Below are 18,557 nucleotides of genomic sequence, written 5' to 3'. Positions count from 1 at the left end.
ATGTCCAGGTTATATAAAAGGCTCGCAAAACCAAAAATGATCATACCTTATCTGGCAAAATCGATCACATTGGATCATAATGACCCAATTACGTAACCATAGTGACTCACTTATATGGCTATCGCTACCCAAATAAAAGCTTTGCTTAAATCCCATGTTGATGGCGATGATGCTTTGTTTTTGTCTATTGCTATGCAGATGGCGGCTCAAGAAGCAAAACAAGGGCATGGAAAACTCGCTAAGGAAATTCGAGACTTAATCGACGAGGCAAAATCTAATCCTCACAAGAATGATACAACTCCAATACCATTGGTTAAACCGAAAGGTGAGCTTGGTCATTTACTCAATGTTACGTATCCAAAGTTGCGCTTGGTAGATATGGTCTTATCAGCCAACATAGAAACAAAGCTACAAAGGCTAATCAAGGAACATAAACAGGTTCAAAAGTTGCGATCTCACGGTTTAGCTCCCCGTAAAAAGCTGTTGTTGATCGGCCCGCCGGGAACTGGCAAAACCTTAACTGCATCAGTTTTGGCGGGTGAACTCGGTTTACCATTATTTATTGTCAGGCTTGAAAGCCTGATGACAAAATATATGGGAGAGACAGCGGGCAAGCTGCGGTTAATATTTGATGCCATTCAGCAAACCCGTGGCGTTTATTTGTTTGATGAGTTTGATAGTATTGGGTCACAAAGGGGCAATTCTAACGATGTTGGCGAAATACGCCGTGTGCTGAATAGTTTTTTACAGATGATCGAACAGGATACGTCCGACAGCTTGTTATTAGCGGCAACTAATCATTCAGAATTGCTTGATCATGCATTGTTTCGACGTTTCGATGATCTGATCGAATATGATTTACCAGAAAAACAAGAAATCATTGCGGCCTTAAAATCGAAATTGGCAGCTTTTAAGACCTCCAAAATTTTTTGGACTAAAGCGGCTGAAGCGGCGGATACCTTAAGCTATGGCGATATTACCAGAGCTTGCGAAGATGCTATCAGAAATTCGATTATCTCCAACAAAGAGTGTGTTAGTCATTCAGACCTCATGTTCTCAATAAAAGAGCGGTGTTTAGTACGGCAGAAGCAACAATCAAAACCGTAAATGGCTCAGAACAGCAAGGAACACCTTCCGCATCTTTTTGTAAAAAATACTGCCACAAAAAGTCTGTATACGCGACCTAAGAAAGGAGGTGGCGGAGCAGAACTAGAAATTCCCCAGCGGAATAGGAGCATACACGCCCAACAACTGCTCACCCAAATTGAACAAGCTAAAATCCAAGAAACTAGCATCATTCAAGAACAAAAAGCATTCGGATTGGATGTCAATAACGGAATTTATCTGGCTTTTGAAAGCGAAAAAGACTTTGAATTAAAGTTTAAAAGCCTGGAAGTTCAGCGCAGCGGCATTGAGCTTTGTGCCGTTAAAGAAATAGATGGCAAGATCATTGCCACTGTTTTTGTCCCCGAAGGAAAACTAACTTATTTTCTGAAAAGAATTACTCAATACCAAGATGAAAATACGCCAAAAGACAAACCCAAAAACAATGATCTGGTTGCAAACATTGCTGCCATAAAATTGGCCGCTTTGGATGCGCTCTGGACTGATGATACTGCGTTATTGCCTGATGCCGAGGTGTCAATCTGGTGGGAGGTTTGGTTACGTTGTGCCGACAACATTGATTATGAAGCTTTTCTTCGTGAACATGCCGTTCAATTGGAAATGAAGGTCGGTATTGAGTCAATACGGTTTATTGATAGAACGGTAGTGCTTGTTTATGGCACTAAAGATCAGATGAGCCGTTCCATTCATCTATTAGGTTCAATTGCTGAACTTAGAAAAGCAAAAGACACAGCCGATTTTTTTACCGGTATGGATAGGAAAGAACAACATGACTGGATTAGCCAAACATTGGGGCATTTGATGCCTCCGTCTGATGCTGCTCCTTTTGTTTGCATTCTGGATACCGGGATGAATGAAAAACACCCTTTGCTTGAACTGGTTGCGGATTCAAAGGATATGCACACCTATAATCCGGCATGGGGTACTGATGACAGACATGGACACGGTACTGAAATGGCCGGTTTATCAGCTTATGGCGACTTAACCGATGTGTTGGCTTCTGCCTTTCCTATACAACTTACGCACCGTATTGAATCGGTTAAAGTCACACCATCTCCAGGTTTTCATGAGGATAAGCGTTTATATGGTGCGATTACACGCGAAAGTATCGCTCGGGTTGAAATTGTACCAGATCGGCAACGCGTTTATTGCATGGCTTTGACTGCCACTGATGATAGAGATGGAGGGCGGCCTTCATCCTGGTCAGCAACGATTGATGCCATTACATCTGGGTATGAAGACGAACAACAACGATTGATTATTTTATCAGCTGGTAATACAGATTTAGCCATGAGGCACGAATACCCAAACAATAACATGACCGATGAAGTTCATGATCCGGGACAATCATGGAACGCTTTAACAGTTGGGGGCTATACCGAAAAAGTCCGGCTTGATCCTGAAGAAAATCCAGGTTGGTTGCCAATAGCGCCTTTAGGTGATTTATCTCCTTCCAGTTGTACTTCCATGAATTGGCAGAAAATCTGGCCTATTAAGCCGGATATTGTTATGGAAGCAGGCAATATGGCTAAAAATCCAGAATATGAACATGCCGATTATATTGATGATGCCCTGCAATTGTTGACGACTGGGCATAATTTTTTAATGGGTAAGCAACTGGTTTCGTCTGGCGATACCAGTGCTGCAGCAGCATTAGCAGCACATTTAGCGGCAAAAGTACAAGCTCAATATCCTGAATACTGGCCTGAAACAATCCGTGCATTAATGATTCACTCTTCGCAATGGACAGCAGCTATGCAAGCAAGGTTTGCACCATTAAGCACCAAGGATAAATATCGGCAATTATTGCGATATTGCGGTTATGGTGTCCCCGATGAGGAAACGTTATTTTGGAGCAGTCGAAATGAATTAACGTTAATCGCACAAGATGTATTGCAACCTTATGATAAAGAAAAAAGCACAGTAAAAACGAGTGATATAAATTTACATAGTTTGCCATGGCCTAGTGTAGTGTTACGCGATTTACCAGCAGATACCCGCGTTGAAATGAGAGTTACCTTATCTTATTTTATTGAACCGAATCCAGGTTCAAGAGGCTGGGTAAACAAATACCGCTATGCATCCCACGGGTTACGTTTTGATGTGCGCCGATCACTTGAAAGTTTGTCTGAATTTAAACAGCGCATCAATCAAGTTGCGAGGGATGAAGAATACAATCGGCTATCTAAGCCCGAAAGTGGGGAATGGCAATTGGGTGAAAATTTACGCAGTTTGGGTTCCATTCATTCTGATATCTGGTATGGTTCGGCGGCAGAACTTGCAGAACGCGGCTATATAGCTGTTTATCCGGTTATAGGTTGGTGGAAAGAACGAGCAAATTTAGAGCGTTGGGGGAAACACGCTCGCTATGCTTTGATTGTCAGTATTAAAACACCTGGGGTTGAAACGGACATTTACACGCCGGTAGAAAATCAAATATCGCTGCCGGTGGTTGTTTAATTTTTTATAAATTAGGCACTCTTTGTTGGCAAAATTTCAAAATTTTGATTAAGACTCGTACAAATAGCTATTTTGACCAAAACATAGTCAAACTAACCAAACCCATTAATTTTTTAGGACTTATGCCTAACAAAAGAGACAATACCACAAGGTTATGAGCAATTTTTGTGGATTATTCTCTCCAGCAGAGCCGAAATCACTTGACGGATAACCAAAGCATAACAATTGCCGAAACCAGCGCCATTATTGAAGCGGCAAAATTAACATAGAGCATTGACCGCATGGTTTTTAACTGGCTATTTAAAGACCTTAAATGCTTTGAAGCCCTGAGTTGTTGCTCCATGGTGATGTCACCGCTTTTGTCGGCAATTTCCCTGGCAAGGTTTTCAATCTGCTGTTCAATCAGCTCGTTTATAAGATGCCGGTGACTGTTTTCCATATTGCCTAGAATCTCACTGGCTTTACTTTCCATGTTCTTGCTCCACAAATCAGCGGCTGCTTCCAAATTAACATGGAATTCATGGATTAACACTTCTTGCTTGCGGGCGAATTCGTCCAATAATAAACCGTTGATGGTTTGCAAAACCAGGATTGGATCGTTATTGCCAAGAGCAATACCGTGCTTTACAGCAACAGCACGGATGATGGCTTCCATGCCATCGTCTGACCGATCAGTTTTTATCTTAGTTGCTTGATTCGCTTGGCTGCTATCAATGCCCCGACTTAACAATCCCTCGCTCATAAAATTACCGCAGCATCCAGTCTCTTAAAAATATCGTCTTGCATGATTTTTAATCTTTGCCGGGTCATGATTGTTTTGTCAGGATCATTTATCGCTTCATCGAAGGTCAGGTTTTGATTCAGCATGGTGCTTAAATCATGCCCGAATGTTTCATGCTTATGCTCCGGTATTTGGATCAATGCAGTGATGGACTCCTTATTCGCCTTATAGACAGCCATCTGCTCAAATGTTTTACCATCAGACTTCACTTCGCCCCAGTAGGAATTGAGCCAGACAATAAATTTGGTATTTCCCTTTAAGTGGTGCGCCATTTGAGCAAAGCCCACTAAGGTGTCGTTTAGCGCCTGTCCGCCTGTGATGACGGTATGGATGATCAACTCATGGCCGAGGCTTTGTAATATTTCCGGTATGCCCATCTCCTTAATGTAGGTTGATAAGGCAATGAATGAACTCGCACCGTTATCAATTACCGTGTCGCCTTGTGATTGCACTATTAATTCTATAATTTCATCGAATTTACGCTGGTTGATTTCATCGTTCTCGATGATGTCTAGCGACTTAACAGGCAGGTGATCATATCGGCTGAAAGTTTTGTTGATGGGGTCAGTATCAATTAAAGTCAGCGGTTTCTTTGGATCACTGTGCTTATGGATTAGATATTGCGTGAGTAGGCTTGCGATCAATGATTTTCCAACGCCGCCCTTACCTTGGAGAATGACATGTATTTTAGACATTAGATTAAATCCTTTGGGTTGATTTTGGGGTGATGGGACATACCATCGGGTAGATTTAACTTGGTAGGCTCTACCTGATGAATGGACTCAACGCTTTGAGATGCCGAATTCAGCGTACCAGTCTTGATTTTGGGATCATTTGAAGTGGGTTTACCTCCTTGCTCTGCTTTCTCGCTATGCCGAGTTAAATTTTGTTTTCTGAGATACCTGGAAAAAGTCACGTAATGAACCGTGATGATGTTTTCTTCCGTTAAGGCTTCCCAGAGCGCCTTAGCGGTATAGCCTTTCTCTAAATAGGTCTTAATCAGTTCCAGATTCGCCAAAAATTCCACGTAGCTTAGATTATTTGATTGTTTCGCCCGCGCAACCAGGGCTTTTTCAAGGGCATTGGCTTTTGTTGACTCAGACATTTTTTAACCTCATCGGAAATTAGTTCACATCATTCAGGAGTATATTTGGATACTAATCGCAAATATGTGAAACTGTTAGACATTAAGTTATAAATATTTAAACAATCTGTTATTATAAGTAATTAATGTATCTATATGGTTATAATATGAAAATATCATAATATATTGACAAATACAATTATTTTAAGTAATAATATAGCTAAAGTTACACAGAAAAGGCGGGCAGGATAGGTGAAGTTGGCCAACCGTTTCACGGTTGCCAACTTCACAATTCTTATTCGCGCTTGCAGCGCTCAACGAACATCCTGCCCTGCGGGACAACGTTAGAGAAAAGTGAGGTGGAGAATGAAGATTGAGTCAACATCCAACCGGAAAACCACCACACCGATCAAGGTGTGTTGTACGCCTGATGAACGGCAAACCCTCATTGAAAAAGCCGGACAATGCGGGTTATCCGTTTCCAACTTCTTGCGGACAGTTGGCTTAGGGTTTGGCATTGTGAGCTTGGTTGATCACCGCAAAGTCGATGAACTGGTTCGGATCAACGGTGACCTTGGGCGATTGGGCGGCTTGTTAAAGCTTTGTCTTGGTAACGAAGCGAGTTTTCAACACGTCAGTACCCACGGATACAAAGAACAAATCGTGGCCACGATTTCTGACATCAAAGCCAACCAGGCAAGCATGAAAGCTATCATTAAACAGGTGGTTAAGCCATGATTGCCAAGGCCATCCCGATGAAAACGGCAGAGAAAAGCCATTTTGCTAAATTGGTGGCTTATATCACCGATGAGCAAGATACGACATTCCGATTGGGGGTGGTCAATATTACCAACTGTTACAGTGATGAAGCAGAAGATGCTATTTTGGAAGTCCTTAACACTCAGATGCAAAACCGCCGCGCTACATCTGATAAAACCTACCACCTGATCGTCTCATTCCGTGCCGGGGAAGAACCCAGCACAGAAACCTTGAAAACCATCGAGGATGAAATCTGTACTGTCCTTGGCTTTAAAGGCCATCAACGCGTCAGTGCTGTCCACTGTGATACCGAAAACCTGCATATCCATATCGCCATCAATAAAGTCCATCCAGTCAAGCACACCATCCATAATCCCTTCCAAGACTATAATACCTTGGCGAAACTGTGTGCCAATCTCGAACAGCAATACGGCCTGGAAGTTGACAACCACAGCACCCAACGTAACCACAGTGCAGGTAGGGCGCGGGATATGGAAGCCCATGCCGGGGTCGAAAGCCTGATTACCTGGATACAACAAAATGCCCTGGCTCAGATTAAGCAAGCCAATAGTTGGGAAGCATTGCATACTGTATTGCATGAAAATGGTCTTCGTATTAAGGCTAGGGGTAATGGCTTGGCAATTTGTACGCTTGATTCTGAGCTGGGTGTAAAAGCCAGTTCCGTCGCCCGGGAATGCTCCAAGAAACAATTGGAACAACGTTTAGGCAGTTTCCAACCTGCCAATGAACGAAGCCTTGCAGCAATCAAAGTCAAACAAAGCTATGAACGGTCGCCATTGACAAACAATTCAGCAAAAACCGAACAACAATCAGTACGCATTAATAACCAAGCCAAATTATACAGCGCAGAACTGTTCAGCGTTTATCAGTCTCAAATGGTGGAAAAAAGCGTTATCCGAAACGACGCTATGCACAAGGCAAGGGCACAACATAAAGCCCAAATCCAACAAGCCAAAGACAAAGCCGATAATAAGCGCCGTTGGATCAAAGCCCTCATCCAACCCGGTATCAACAAAAAACTGCTGCTTGGGTTGGTCGGTAAATACTTACAAGCCGACATCAAGCAAATAAACGCAGAATACAAACACAAAAGGCAGCGGCTGTACAACCAACATCGGCGACAAACTTGGCTGGATTGGCTGCAAACACAAGCCGTACAGGGCAAACGGGATGCCTTGCAACTGTTACGGCAGCGGCATGTGAATAATGACCAAAGGGGGAATTACCTCGTTAAGTCAAAATACAACGCGGCGGAACAACCAGGCGCAATACCGCATGATCCCCAGTTACCCAAAGTCAAGATCACCAAGAAAGGCACGGTGTTTTATTTGCACGATAAAGCCGTCATTAAAGACGACGGCAACCACTTCCTTGTAGCCGCCGAAGCCAACCAAGACGTGCTGACGACTGCCCTTGTCCATGCCAAACAGCGACATGGATACCAGTTATCCGTACACGGTAACGAACTATTTCAGGAAAACGTCGTTAGGGCTTCCGTCAAAGCCGGACTCAACATCAGCTTCGACCAAGACCACCTGGAACGGCGGCGGGTGCAATTAAGTGCCGAGAAACAAATGTTCGGCGACGGCGCAGTCAAGATATTAACCACCCAACAAAGCATGGGCAGGAGGCGATGATGAAAATCATGTCAATCGTACGATGGGTTTGTTTATTCCCATTTATCGTTTTGTTTGGGGTTTGGTATTTAATCAAATTTATGATGGGTTTGATTGTTCTGGTATTAGTGGCATGGCTAATCCATACACTATTTGGCTTAGCCGGAGATGTCGTGCTTACTCTGCCAGTTATTTATGTCTTGTCATATTTATTGCCCAATCCTCGACTTGGTGATATCGCCAACAAAATAAAATTCAAGATTAAAGCGAATAGAAAAGACAAGGTTATGCAAAGAGCCCAGGTTGTGGATTTTAAAGCCTATCGGCGCGGTGCAAAGCCATGAAGGATAAGTTTAACAATTCGATTGGCCCATTGGCGCATAAATCGGGTAGCAGTTCAAATAAGGGGTTACGGGCTTTTGTTGCACTCATGGCTCTATGGTTAGGATTACAAACCGCAACCCAGGTATTTGCCTTTGAATTTCAATTTCACCCTTTGCTTGGTTTGAATGTGTTCCATATCTACGCACCTTGGGCAATTATTGTCTGGGCTGTAAATTGGGGAGAAACCTATTCTTCCTATCTGCTACGCGCCGGTAATTTCGGAATTTTAGTGGCTGGCGTAGGATTGCTATTGCAGACCGTTGTTATTATGGTCTTGGATAACTCGGCAAAAGCCAGCCTTTATATGCACGGTTCGGCACGGTGGGCGAACTTGAAAGACATCCGACTTTCCGGATTGTTGCCTCGTCCAAGAAGATTATTTTTTTGGCTATTGGGTAAGCAACAACTAAAAAGTAGTGGTGTTTTTGTGGGGGCTTGGCAAGATAAACGCGGACAAACCCATTATTTACGGCACAGTGGCGGCGAGCATGTGTTGTGTATCGCTCCTACTGGTTCCGGCAAAGGCGTGGGCTTGGTGATCCCGACGCTTTTGACCTGGCCGCAAAGCACGGTCATCACCGATTTAAAGGGCGAATTATGGGGGGCGACCGCAGGTTGGCGACAACAACGTGCCAACAATAAAGTGTTACGCTTCGAACCTGCGACTAAAGATTCAGTACGCTGGAACCCCTTGGATGAAATCCGCTTAGGGACACAATTTGAAGTCGGCGACGTGCAGAACCTGGTTAACTTAATTGTAGACCCAGATGGTCGTGGCTTAGAAACGCATTGGCAAAAGACTTCCCATGCCTTGCTGGTCGGGGTCATGATCCATGCCTTATACCTTGCCAAAAAAACAGGAGAAAAGGCCACCTTACAACACATTGACCGGATGTTGTCCGATCCGCAAAAATCTTTAAACGATTTATGGCAAGAGATGCGCTACAACTTGCATCGAAACGGAAGCTCACATGAATTGGTATCGTCAGCCGCCATGGACATGATCAGCCGGCCCATTGAGGAAGCCGGGTCGGTACTGTCAACTGCCAAATCGTATTTATCTCTCTATCGTGATCCGGTCGTGGCTGAAAATATTTGCAGCTCGGATTTTTGCATTAACGACTTGATGAACAACGACTCACCCGTGAGTCTGTATATTGTTACGCAACCGAATGATAAAACCCGGCTACGTCCACTAGTTCGTATACTTATCAACATGGTTATCCGTTTATCCGCGCAGGGCTTGACCATTAGCGACGGGATACCCAAAGCGTCTTATAAGCATCGTCTGTTATTGATGCTGGATGAGTTTCCGGCCTTGGGCAAACTGGATATTTTGCAGGAATCTTTGGCCTTTTTAAGGGGCTATGGTATCAAGTGTTATTTGATCTGCCAGGACATTACCCAACTTAAAAGCCGTGAATACGGTTATGGCCCGGATGAATCGATCAGTTCGAATTGCGCCGTGGTCAATGCCTTTGCCCCCAACCGCATTGAAACCGCTGAACACTTGTCGAAATTGACCGGGCAGACCACGATTGTCAAAGAGCAGATCACTACCAGCGGTCATCGCGCCAGCATGTTATTGGGCAATGTATCGCGCACCACGCATGAAGTGCAGCGGCCTTTGTTGACCCCCGACGAATGTATGCGGATGCAAGGGGCAATCAAAGACAATCACGGCATGATCGAAAAACCCGGAGATATGTTGGTGTTTATGGCGGGTTACCCGGCTATCTACGGTGTCCAGCCCCTGTATTTTAAAGACCCGGCATTAATGGCGCGGTCACGTATATCGCCACCGGAAAAAAGCGATACCTTAAAAACAAGGTTTAAACCCAGCTCTTCCATTTGTAACGATGCCAAACGGTTACCTATAGAAGAAGCTGGAGCGACAGGTCGGCTAGACACAGGGCATGAACATTCCATACAAAGAGGGGCAACAACCCATGTACGCTCATCCAGTCGATAAATTTAATCCTCCGGCGACATCTTTGCGGGAGCAATCGCGTTATCACCGGACAATTAATGTGTTAACAACTTTTTTGTTATTGGGCTTCTCAATCCTATTCGTAAGCGATTGGTTGGGCTTACGGTTAAACACGACACATAGTGTTGACCCAGGCTTTTATTGGGTGGTCAATAAACAACCGGAAAAAGGGGATTTCGTTTCGTTTTGTCCTGCAAAAAATTCACTGACCCAGATGGCGCATGAGCGTGGCTATATTGGTTTTGGCAATTGTCCAGGCCACTACGAGCGTTTATTAAAAATCGTTGTAGGCGTAACAGGCGACAAGGTAGAACTACATAAACAAGGTGTTTATATAAACGGAACATTACTGCCGCAAAGTGCCGTTTTGTCTCAAGATGGTTTAGGCAGGGCTTTGCTGCCGTTTAGTAAAAAGGCCATTGTACTAAAACCCGATGAACTCTGGGTGATGACAAACCGCAGTCCCTTATCGTTTGACAGCCGATATTTCGGTCCGATCCGATTAGCCCAAATTAGTGATGTGGTTAAACCCTTATGGACTTGGCGGTAAGTCTACTGCGCCCGTTAAGTTACTTAATCCGAATACGGAGATAGACATGAAACAATTAGATGACAATTCGATACAAAAAATAAATCCCAATGCTTCGGATGATAATGCTAATGCCGATGAAATATTAAACGACAAATTGACCGATGCCATGACACCGGGATTTGCACCCGAATTTGACCCAGATGAGGCTGAACGTGCTGGTGCTTTTGAAGAAGATGCCTTAAGCGAAGCCGATGCCTTAGACAGTTGCATTGATTCCCCGGATGAAGGTTAGCCGTCATGGCGAAAACCCCTAATCCAGATCAAGTTGATTTATTTGATGATTGGCTTGTTGTCGAGGACGTCGTATCACCTTCAAATAACTCGACCCAAACCATAGAAAACGAAGATGAAACAGGAATAGTAGATTTTGACAAAGCCCGTTATCAACTCGCGCTAAGTTTGGCAGATCAGTTGGACAAAGATGGTGAAATCACCATGAAGTCCTTAACTGAGGAAGCCAACCTCGCATTCGGCGGCACCCAGCCGGAAGGCGTGTACTCGACAAAAGATGCTTATGATGCCATGGAAGCCGCTTTTAACATCCATCTTATCCGAACTGAAAACGCTGATTTCACCCGTCAAAATGCGGCATGGGCAAATAATAAGGCTGCCGAACTAACAATCCGTATCCAAAAATTACCTACGCAAACCAAGCGCGACGAAGAAATGGACGAGTTCCAGCAATTCAGCACACCACCCGCCTTAGCGTTTGTGGCCAATTGGGTGGCGAATGTCAAATCGACCGATGCTGTACTTGAACCTTCTGCCGGTACGGGCGATTTGGCGGTATGGTCTCAGGTTGTCGGCGCTGAAGTCATTTTGAATGAATTGTCTCCTCGGCGACAAACCTTACTTGCTGAACTCTTTCCAAAGTCCTTGCTGTATAAGGAAAACGCCGAGCAACTGGATAATGTCCTGCCAAGCGAAATAGTGCCATCAGTTGTGGTGATGAATCCACCCTTTTCATCGACCGCTGGGCGTGTGCAAGGCCAGCGTGATACCTCAAACGGCGCAAGGCATATAGAACAAGCTTTAAAACGGTTGCAAGACGGTGGCCGCTTGGTTGCCATTGTCGGCCAGGGCATGGCAGCTGACCGTCCCGCGTTCAAGGCGTGGTGGAGTGCCATCGAGAAGAAATACACAGTCCGGGCAAACATAGGCATCTCCGGCAAGGACTATGCGAAGTATGGGACGACGTTTGATAACCAAATTTTGGTCATCGACAAAACCGGGGCTACGACCCAACCGATTTTGACAGGCTATGTCGAGTCGGTCGCTGAACTACCACAATTATTGGAGGGTATAAAAAATGACCATCAACAACTACAACCAAGCAACAATAAACCAACAAGCGATGAAGATACTCAAAACGTATCAGATTCCCTTCAACCCGACAACCGAATTGGCGGCGTTGGTACTGATTCGGGCAGCATTGGATCAGTACCTGTTGGACACGGGGGAGATAACCGAACCCGAGCTATTGATAGCCAAACTGTGGGCGAACCCCCAATTAGCGATGTCGTTAATGACGGAAGCGGAATCGGGGGTGACGTTCGAACTCGACCTGCCGGACTCATTGGAGGAAGCGGCAGCAATACTACTGGAGGAAATAGGGGCCTCATTGAAAGCAATGAACTCACCAGCATAACCATAGAAGCAAAGCAAGGTGAAGTCACCGAGTTCTCTGATGCCGTGTTTTCCAATTACACCCCACAGCGGCTGACCATTCCCGGCGCACAAAAGCACCCTGGAAAACTGGTGCAGTCTGCGGCAATGTCGGCAGTAGAGCCGCCGCCACCCACCTATGCACCAAAACTACCGGCTGACCTTATACAAGACGGTTTGCTGTCGATTGCCCAACTTGAATGCCTGGTTTATGCCGGACAAGCGCATTCCGAGCTATTGCCCAATGGCTCACGGAAAGGTTTTTTTATTGGTGATGGGACTGGGGTAGGAAAAGGCCGGGAAATTTCCGGCATCATTTTGGAAAACTTGATGCAGGGACGTAAAAAAGCCGTATGGGTTTCCTTTAACGAAGGCTTGATTGAAGATGCCAAACGGGACTTTGCAGGTATCGGCGGCAATCCTTTGAAGCTATTCTTTCAAGGCAAAACCAAGGCTGGCAACTCAATCACTCAGCATGACGGCATCCTTTTTACGACTTATTCGACCTTGCGTGGCGGGGAAAAGAAGCAAGCCAATGACCTGGGGCAGACAAAGGGTAAAACCCGCGCCCAACAGATCATAGATTGGTTGGGTGATGGTTTTGACGGAGTGATCGCTTTTGATGAAGCGCACAGCATGGGCAACGCCATTGGGGTAAAAGGCAAACGCGGCAATAGAAAACCCTCGCAGCAAGCCTTGGCAGGGATCAATTTGCAACGCAAGTTACCCAATGCGCGGGTTGTGTATGTATCAGCAACCGGCGCAACAGAAATCAGCAATCTGAGCTATGCCGACCGCTTGGGCTTATGGGGAGAAGGCACACCGTTTGCCGATGTGAATACTTTCATTGCCGATGTTTCCAAAGGTGGTATCGCTTCAATGGAATTGATAAGCCGCGATATGAAAGCGATGGGTATGTATATCGCCCGTTCCCTGTCTTATGACGGCGTGAGTTACGAACGGTTGGAACACAAGTTATCTGAATTCCAGGAAGATATTTACAATGAATTGGCAGGGGCTTGGCAAATTGTCTTAAACAATGTCGATGCGGCACTTGAAATTACCCAAGCGGGTAGCAACGGCAACGCAAAAAGTGCGGCATTAGCGCAGTTTTGGGGAACACATCAACGCTTTTTTAACCAAGTCATCACGTCCTTGCAAACGCCCCGTGTCATCGAGGACATAAGGCGACAACTGGAAGTTGGCAATGTCGCTATTATCCAGTTGGTCAATACCAATGAGGCTGCTCAAGAGCGCATCATTGCTGATGCGACTGCCCAGGATGCAGCGTTAGAAGACCTGGATTTCACGCCGCGCCAAATGTTGATGGATTACGTTAGGAACGGATTTCCGGTCGCTGCTTATCAAGAGTCCACTGACGACAACGGTAATAAAATATATGTGCCAGTGTTGGATTCAGATGGCAATCAGGTTTTTGACCGTGAAGCGATTGGCTTGCGTGATTCCTTGTTAGAAACGTTAAATCAAATTCGTGTCCCTGAAAATCCATTAGATTCCATCATAAACTCCTTCGGTACAGATGTGGTGGCGGAAGTCACTGGCCGCAGCCGCCGTTTTGTCCAGACTCGTGATGATGACGGCAACTTGAAGGTCGTTGAAGAAAAACGAGGCAAACATTCATCAAGGGCGGATGCCGAGGCCTTCCAGAACGACAAAAAGAAAATACTGGTGTTTTCAGGCGCAGGCGGCACGGGATACAGCTTCCATGCCGACAATACCGCTGAAAATAAGCGTAAGCGCATCCATTACATTTTGCAACCGGGATGGCGGGCAGATTCGGCGGTACAAGGCTTCGGTCGCACCCATCGGACGAACCAAGCCCAAGAACCACATTATGTCTTGCCAACGACCAACCTGAAAGCGCAAAAGCGTTTTGTATCGTCCATTGCACGGCGACTGGACCAGTTGGGTGCATTGACGCGGGGTCAACGGGAAGCAACCGGCCAGGGTATGTTTACGGCGGCGGACAACCTTGAAAGTGAGTATGCAACCACGGCGTTAAACATTTTCTTTGGCGACCTGTACCGAGGTGCGACCGGTTTGTCCTTCCAGGAGGTGACCAAACAGATGGGCTTGAATCTATTTGATTCGAACGGTTCGTTCTGTGAGACCAAAATCCCGGCCATTCCTCAGTTTTTGAACCGTTTGCTGTCGCTTAAAACTGGCCAGCAAAACGCGGTATTCGATGAATTCGAGAAAAGGTTGATAGAGGCTGTCGAATATGCCAAGCAACATGGCTTGTATGACAGCGGCTTGCAGACCTTGAAAGCCGTAAGCATCCAGAAAACCCGCGACGATGTGGCTTATGAAGACAAAGCATCTGGCGCTCAAACGCGCTATGTCGAACTGGCCGTTACCACTGAACTTTATTATTACGATTGGGCAGAAGCACTTCGGTTAGCCAATAAACGGTTGCAATTTACAAATGATATAAGCGGATGGTTTGTATCGGAGTACGGTAAGCATCAAGGTGATGTCTTCTATTTGAAAGATATTGGTGAGCGGATCAATACTGATGGCAAATCTGTAAGACGCGGTGTCATTTATGCCATCAAAAAAGACGGCCATAGCTATATCGATAATGCCGATGTGATCCACCGGGGTTGGGATTACCGGACAGTTTCGGTAAATAACGTAAACAGTTATCAGAAAGTCACCCTGTCCAGGGCGATTGATGAGGCCGAAGCAGAAGAGCTTTGGACGGCACAAGTTGCGAGAGCACCTAAGACGGAAACCAAGACCACAAGAATGATTGTCGGCGTGATCCTGCCTATCTGGGATCGGGTCGAGGGTTCTGAAAAGATTTACAGACTACAGACCGAAGACGGCGAAATGCTGCTGGGACGGTTTGTCAGTTCAAAATCAGCCAAGCAGACGCTTAAAAACCTGGGGCTTGAATCCAACTTGTCCAATATGACGGCTTATGAACTATTCATTGCCATTAAGGATGGCAACAAGGCCATTCTGTCCAACGGCTGGGAAATCTCAACTGCAAAAGTCAGCCAAGAAAACCGCATCGAAATTAAAGGCCGCAGCTACCTGGCCGAAGCCGAAAAAAGGGTGCTGAAAGACCAAGGTGCGTTCATTGAGCGTATCAATTGGCAAGAACGGGTTTTTATTCCCACAGGCGGCAAAGGCTTGGAGACATTCGAGCGCATCACTCAATCTAAACCGGTTGTCGATTTAATTGAGAAAAACCGCAATCAAGAAGCCAATTCGGTTGAGCAAGAATACGGCGTTCCAAAACCACCAACAACCGAAACCATATATTCCCAAGCCAATGGCAAATCATCCACTGACATCGTAAGCATTTTCAAATCATACCGTGATAACCCACAGGAGGTTATGCCAATGAATGAAAACAAGAAAGCCTTTCATGAAACCGTCGCCGAAAACTTAATCAGGCAACTTGAACAAGGCACTGCCCCCTGGCAACGGCCTTGGGAAGCAGGGGAATCCGGCTCATTTGTGCCATTTAACCCACTCACCGGCAACCGCTATAAAGGCATCAATGCCTTACAGCTTATGTCACAGGAGCGTGGCGATCAACGCTGGATGACTTACAAGCAAGCCAGTGAACTGGGCGGACAAGTCCGCCGGGGTGAAAAAGGGACAACTATCCAATATTGGAAGTTTACTGAACAACACATCAAGAAAGACGAAGACGGCAAAACGGTATTGGATGACGAAGGGAATCCGGTGAAGATAACGGTCAAGCTGGAAAGGCCACGGGTGTTTTATGCCACCGTGTTTAATGCCGATCAGATTGATGGATTGCCACCCCTACAGAAGAAAGAACAAACCTGGGATGCTATTGAGCGTGCTGAAGCCATTTTATCGGCATCAGGTGCATTGATAAACCATAGTGCGGGTGGTAGGGCATTTTACCGGCCATCGTCCGACAGTATTTATTTGCCCGAAAAAGGCCAATTCCTCAGTGCGGATAAATATTATGTTACGGCACTTCATGAACTCGGCCATTGGACAGGCCATGAGTCACGGTTGAACCGTGACTTGGCGCATCCGTTCGGCAGTGAAGGTTATGCCACAGAAGAATTACGCGCCGAAATCTCCAGCATGTTGCTTGGCGATACTTTAGGCATCGGTCATGATCCAGAGCAACATACCGCTTATGTGGGTTCTTGGATTAAGACGCTAAGGGACGATCCTCTTGAAATCTTTCGGGCGGCGGCTGATGCTGAAAAAATCCAGGCGTTTGTGTTGGGTCTTGAACAAGAGCAAATGCAAACACAAAAGGAAACAGCTAACCAAGCGCATGATCAACAACAAAACGAGATAGAAGCCAATCTTACACAGGTTACAGAATCTATCTTTACGACATTACCGAAAGACTTGTCACTATTATCCAGTGCGACCGCAGCCGATTATGAAGAAGCCGTTAACAAAGCAAGGATTGAGAATAGAACCTATCTTCAAGTGCCTTACCAGGAAAGAAATCAAGCTAAGGAATTGGGTGCCAAGTGGGATCGCGAAATCCAGTCATGGTATGCTCCCGCTAATGTCGATATAAGCCTATTTAGCCAATGGCCGCAAACCGACAATAAAACCAAAACAGACCGCCAATACCTTGCCGTACCCTATACTGACCGGAACATTGCCAAGGAAGCTGGGGCAATGTGGGATAAAAATGCCAAATCCTGGTATATCGGTGACAATGCGAATATGGGCACCTTGTCGCAGTGGTTGCCGGCTTACATAGAAGACCAACAAACGCCCGCACTGACACCGCAACAAGAATTTACCGACGCATTGGCTTCATTGGGATGCCTTATAACGGGCGAGCATCCTATCATGGATGGTCAAACCCACCGAATTGCAACCGAAGGCGATAAGCCAGGGGAACGCGCTGGCTTTTATGTCGCCTACCTCGATGGCCACCCCGCCGGTTATATCCAAAACAACAGAACGGGCGATTCGTTAAAATGGAAAGCGAAGGGTTATACCTTGAGCGAAACGGAAAAAGCGCAGTTGCAAGCCAATAATGCCGTTAAGTTACAAGAGCGCGAAGCCGCACTAAAGGCCAAACAAGATGCGGTTGCCCACGCTGTAAGAAGATTGTTGGTAATTGCACCGCCTGCACCTGCCGATCATCCTTATTTACAACTGAAGCAAGTAAGACCGGGCAATTTGCGGGTTGTGCCAGAAGCTAACACTGAATTACCGATAGATATTAATATCCTTATTGGTAAAAACCGCAAAGAGTCACAGAAATTGCGGAAATCCAACCCTGAAAAATTAGTTTTTACCGCCGGGGATTTGCTGTTGCCAGCGATAGACAGCGACGGTGATATCCGGTCTTTGCAATCCATTCAAGGCAATGGCATCAAGCGGTTTGCACCAGGTGGCGAAAAACAAAACACCTTCCATGTTGCCGGAGGTCAAGGGCTTTATGCTCTCGCTCTTTCTCCCACAATAATTATAGGCGAAGGTTATGCAACAGTGGACACTTTATCACAAGCACTCGGCTTTCCAACCATTGCCGCCTTTGATTCCGGCAATCTCCCAAATGTTGCAAGATTATTGCGCGAAAAATTCCCAAACAAGCCAATTATTATCGCTGGCGATAACGATCTGCACCTGGAATTGACGGAAGGACGTAATCCAGGGAAAGAAAAAGCACACCAAGCCGCAACTTTGGTCAATGGTACAGCTATTTTTCCTATTTTCGCACAGGGCGAACAGACTTATCCAGCAACCCTAAGCCCAGTCACACCAGAAAAAGCACGAAAAGGTGAATTATCCGATGACCAGAAAACAGCGATAGCCAAAATGAAAAATTTTACAGATTTCAATGACCTCGCAACCAAGAGTGCCTATGGTATGGGCGGTGTAGAACAGCAAGTAATCAATCTTGTAAACCGCATCATTGCACACAATCTTGAGCAGATCGAATTTAAGCATCAACAAACGTATAACGATAAGATTGAACAACAACATGTGAAGCGAAGAGCCATGTGAATATGAGTATCTGATCCTTAACTAGCGAATACAATTTCGTTGTCGTTGATTACGGACAATAGTGACTTAATAAGACCTTA

The 18,557-nt window shown here is 45.6% G+C and carries 12 protein-coding genes; 9 read left to right on the top strand and 3 right to left on the bottom strand.

Going from position 1 to position 18,557, the window contains the following annotated elements:
• Positions 1-114 precede the first annotated feature (114 nt).
• Positions 115-1,107 (top strand): AAA family ATPase, encoded by a 993-nt coding sequence (locus MGMO_RS11755; RefSeq protein WP_023495273.1) that lies wholly within the window; start codon positions 115-117, stop codon positions 1,105-1,107.
• A complete protein-coding gene (locus tag MGMO_RS11750) occupies positions 1,108-3,585 on the top strand; it encodes a S8 family peptidase (protein ID WP_023495272.1) in 2,478 nt (825 codons plus the stop codon). It abuts the gene before it with no gap.
• A 196-nt stretch (positions 3,586-3,781) separates the two neighbouring features.
• Here MGMO_RS11750 and MGMO_RS11745 read toward each other — a convergent pair whose 3' ends face one another.
• Genes MGMO_RS11745 through MGMO_RS11735 form a run of 3 tightly spaced genes read right to left on the bottom strand, consistent with a single transcriptional unit; the run spans position 3,782 to position 5,471 of the window.
• Positions 3,782-4,327, bottom strand: coding sequence for a transcriptional activator TraM (locus MGMO_RS11745; RefSeq protein WP_023495271.1), 546 nt, complete (start codon positions 4,325-4,327; stop codon positions 3,782-3,784).
• Complete coding sequence (locus MGMO_RS11740; RefSeq protein WP_023495270.1) at positions 4,324-5,061, bottom strand: P-loop NTPase family protein; 738 nt, start codon at positions 5,059-5,061, stop codon at positions 4,324-4,326. The genes MGMO_RS11745 and MGMO_RS11740 overlap by 4 nt, the downstream gene beginning before the upstream one ends.
• The gene (locus tag MGMO_RS11735; protein WP_023495269.1) at positions 5,061-5,471 is read right to left on the bottom strand and encodes a TraK family protein; all 411 of its coding nucleotides are present in this window, start codon (positions 5,469-5,471) and stop codon (positions 5,061-5,063) included. The genes MGMO_RS11740 and MGMO_RS11735 overlap by 1 nt, the downstream gene beginning before the upstream one ends.
• 345 nt (positions 5,472-5,816) lie before the next feature.
• Between MGMO_RS11735 and MGMO_RS11730 the strand changes: the two genes are divergently transcribed.
• Genes MGMO_RS11730 through MGMO_RS11700 form a run of 7 tightly spaced genes read left to right on the top strand, consistent with a single transcriptional unit; the run spans position 5,817 to position 18,477 of the window.
• On the top strand, positions 5,817-6,188 hold the full coding sequence (locus MGMO_RS11730; RefSeq protein WP_023495268.1) for a plasmid mobilization protein: 372 nt from the start codon (positions 5,817-5,819) through the stop codon (positions 6,186-6,188).
• Positions 6,185-7,867, top strand: a complete 1,683-nt coding sequence (traI, locus tag MGMO_RS11725; protein ID WP_023495267.1) for a TraI/MobA(P) family conjugative relaxase — start codon at positions 6,185-6,187, stop codon at positions 7,865-7,867. Before MGMO_RS11730 ends, traI begins: the two co-directional genes overlap by 4 nt.
• Positions 7,864-8,190 carry a hypothetical protein gene (locus tag MGMO_RS11720; RefSeq protein WP_152976352.1) on the top strand — a complete coding sequence of 109 codons (327 nt, stop codon included), beginning with the start codon at positions 7,864-7,866 and terminating at the stop codon, positions 8,188-8,190. The genes traI and MGMO_RS11720 overlap by 4 nt, the downstream gene beginning before the upstream one ends.
• Positions 8,187-10,202, top strand: coding sequence for a type IV secretory system conjugative DNA transfer family protein (locus MGMO_RS11715; protein ID WP_023495265.1), 2,016 nt, complete (start codon positions 8,187-8,189; stop codon positions 10,200-10,202). Before MGMO_RS11720 ends, MGMO_RS11715 begins: the two co-directional genes overlap by 4 nt.
• On the top strand, positions 10,180-10,770 hold the full coding sequence (traF, locus tag MGMO_RS11710) for a conjugative transfer signal peptidase TraF (protein WP_023495264.1): 591 nt from the start codon (positions 10,180-10,182) through the stop codon (positions 10,768-10,770). Before MGMO_RS11715 ends, traF begins: the two co-directional genes overlap by 23 nt.
• A 46-nt stretch (positions 10,771-10,816) precedes the next feature.
• Positions 10,817-11,044: a hypothetical protein gene (locus MGMO_RS19645; RefSeq protein WP_023495263.1), complete on the top strand. Its 228-nt coding sequence runs from the start codon at positions 10,817-10,819 to the stop codon at positions 11,042-11,044.
• A gap of 5 nt (positions 11,045-11,049) precedes the next feature.
• Positions 11,050-18,477, top strand: coding sequence for a strawberry notch-like NTP hydrolase domain-containing protein (locus MGMO_RS11700; protein WP_023495262.1), 7,428 nt, complete (start codon positions 11,050-11,052; stop codon positions 18,475-18,477).
• Positions 18,478-18,557: the final 80 nt, after the last annotated feature.

This window comes from Methyloglobulus morosus KoM1 (genome assembly GCF_000496735.2).
Classification (GTDB): Bacteria; Pseudomonadota; Gammaproteobacteria; order Methylococcales; family Methylomonadaceae; genus Methyloglobulus; species Methyloglobulus morosus.
Note: the sequence above shows the minus strand (reverse complement) of the source record. Positions and strands in the feature narration are given on the sequence as shown.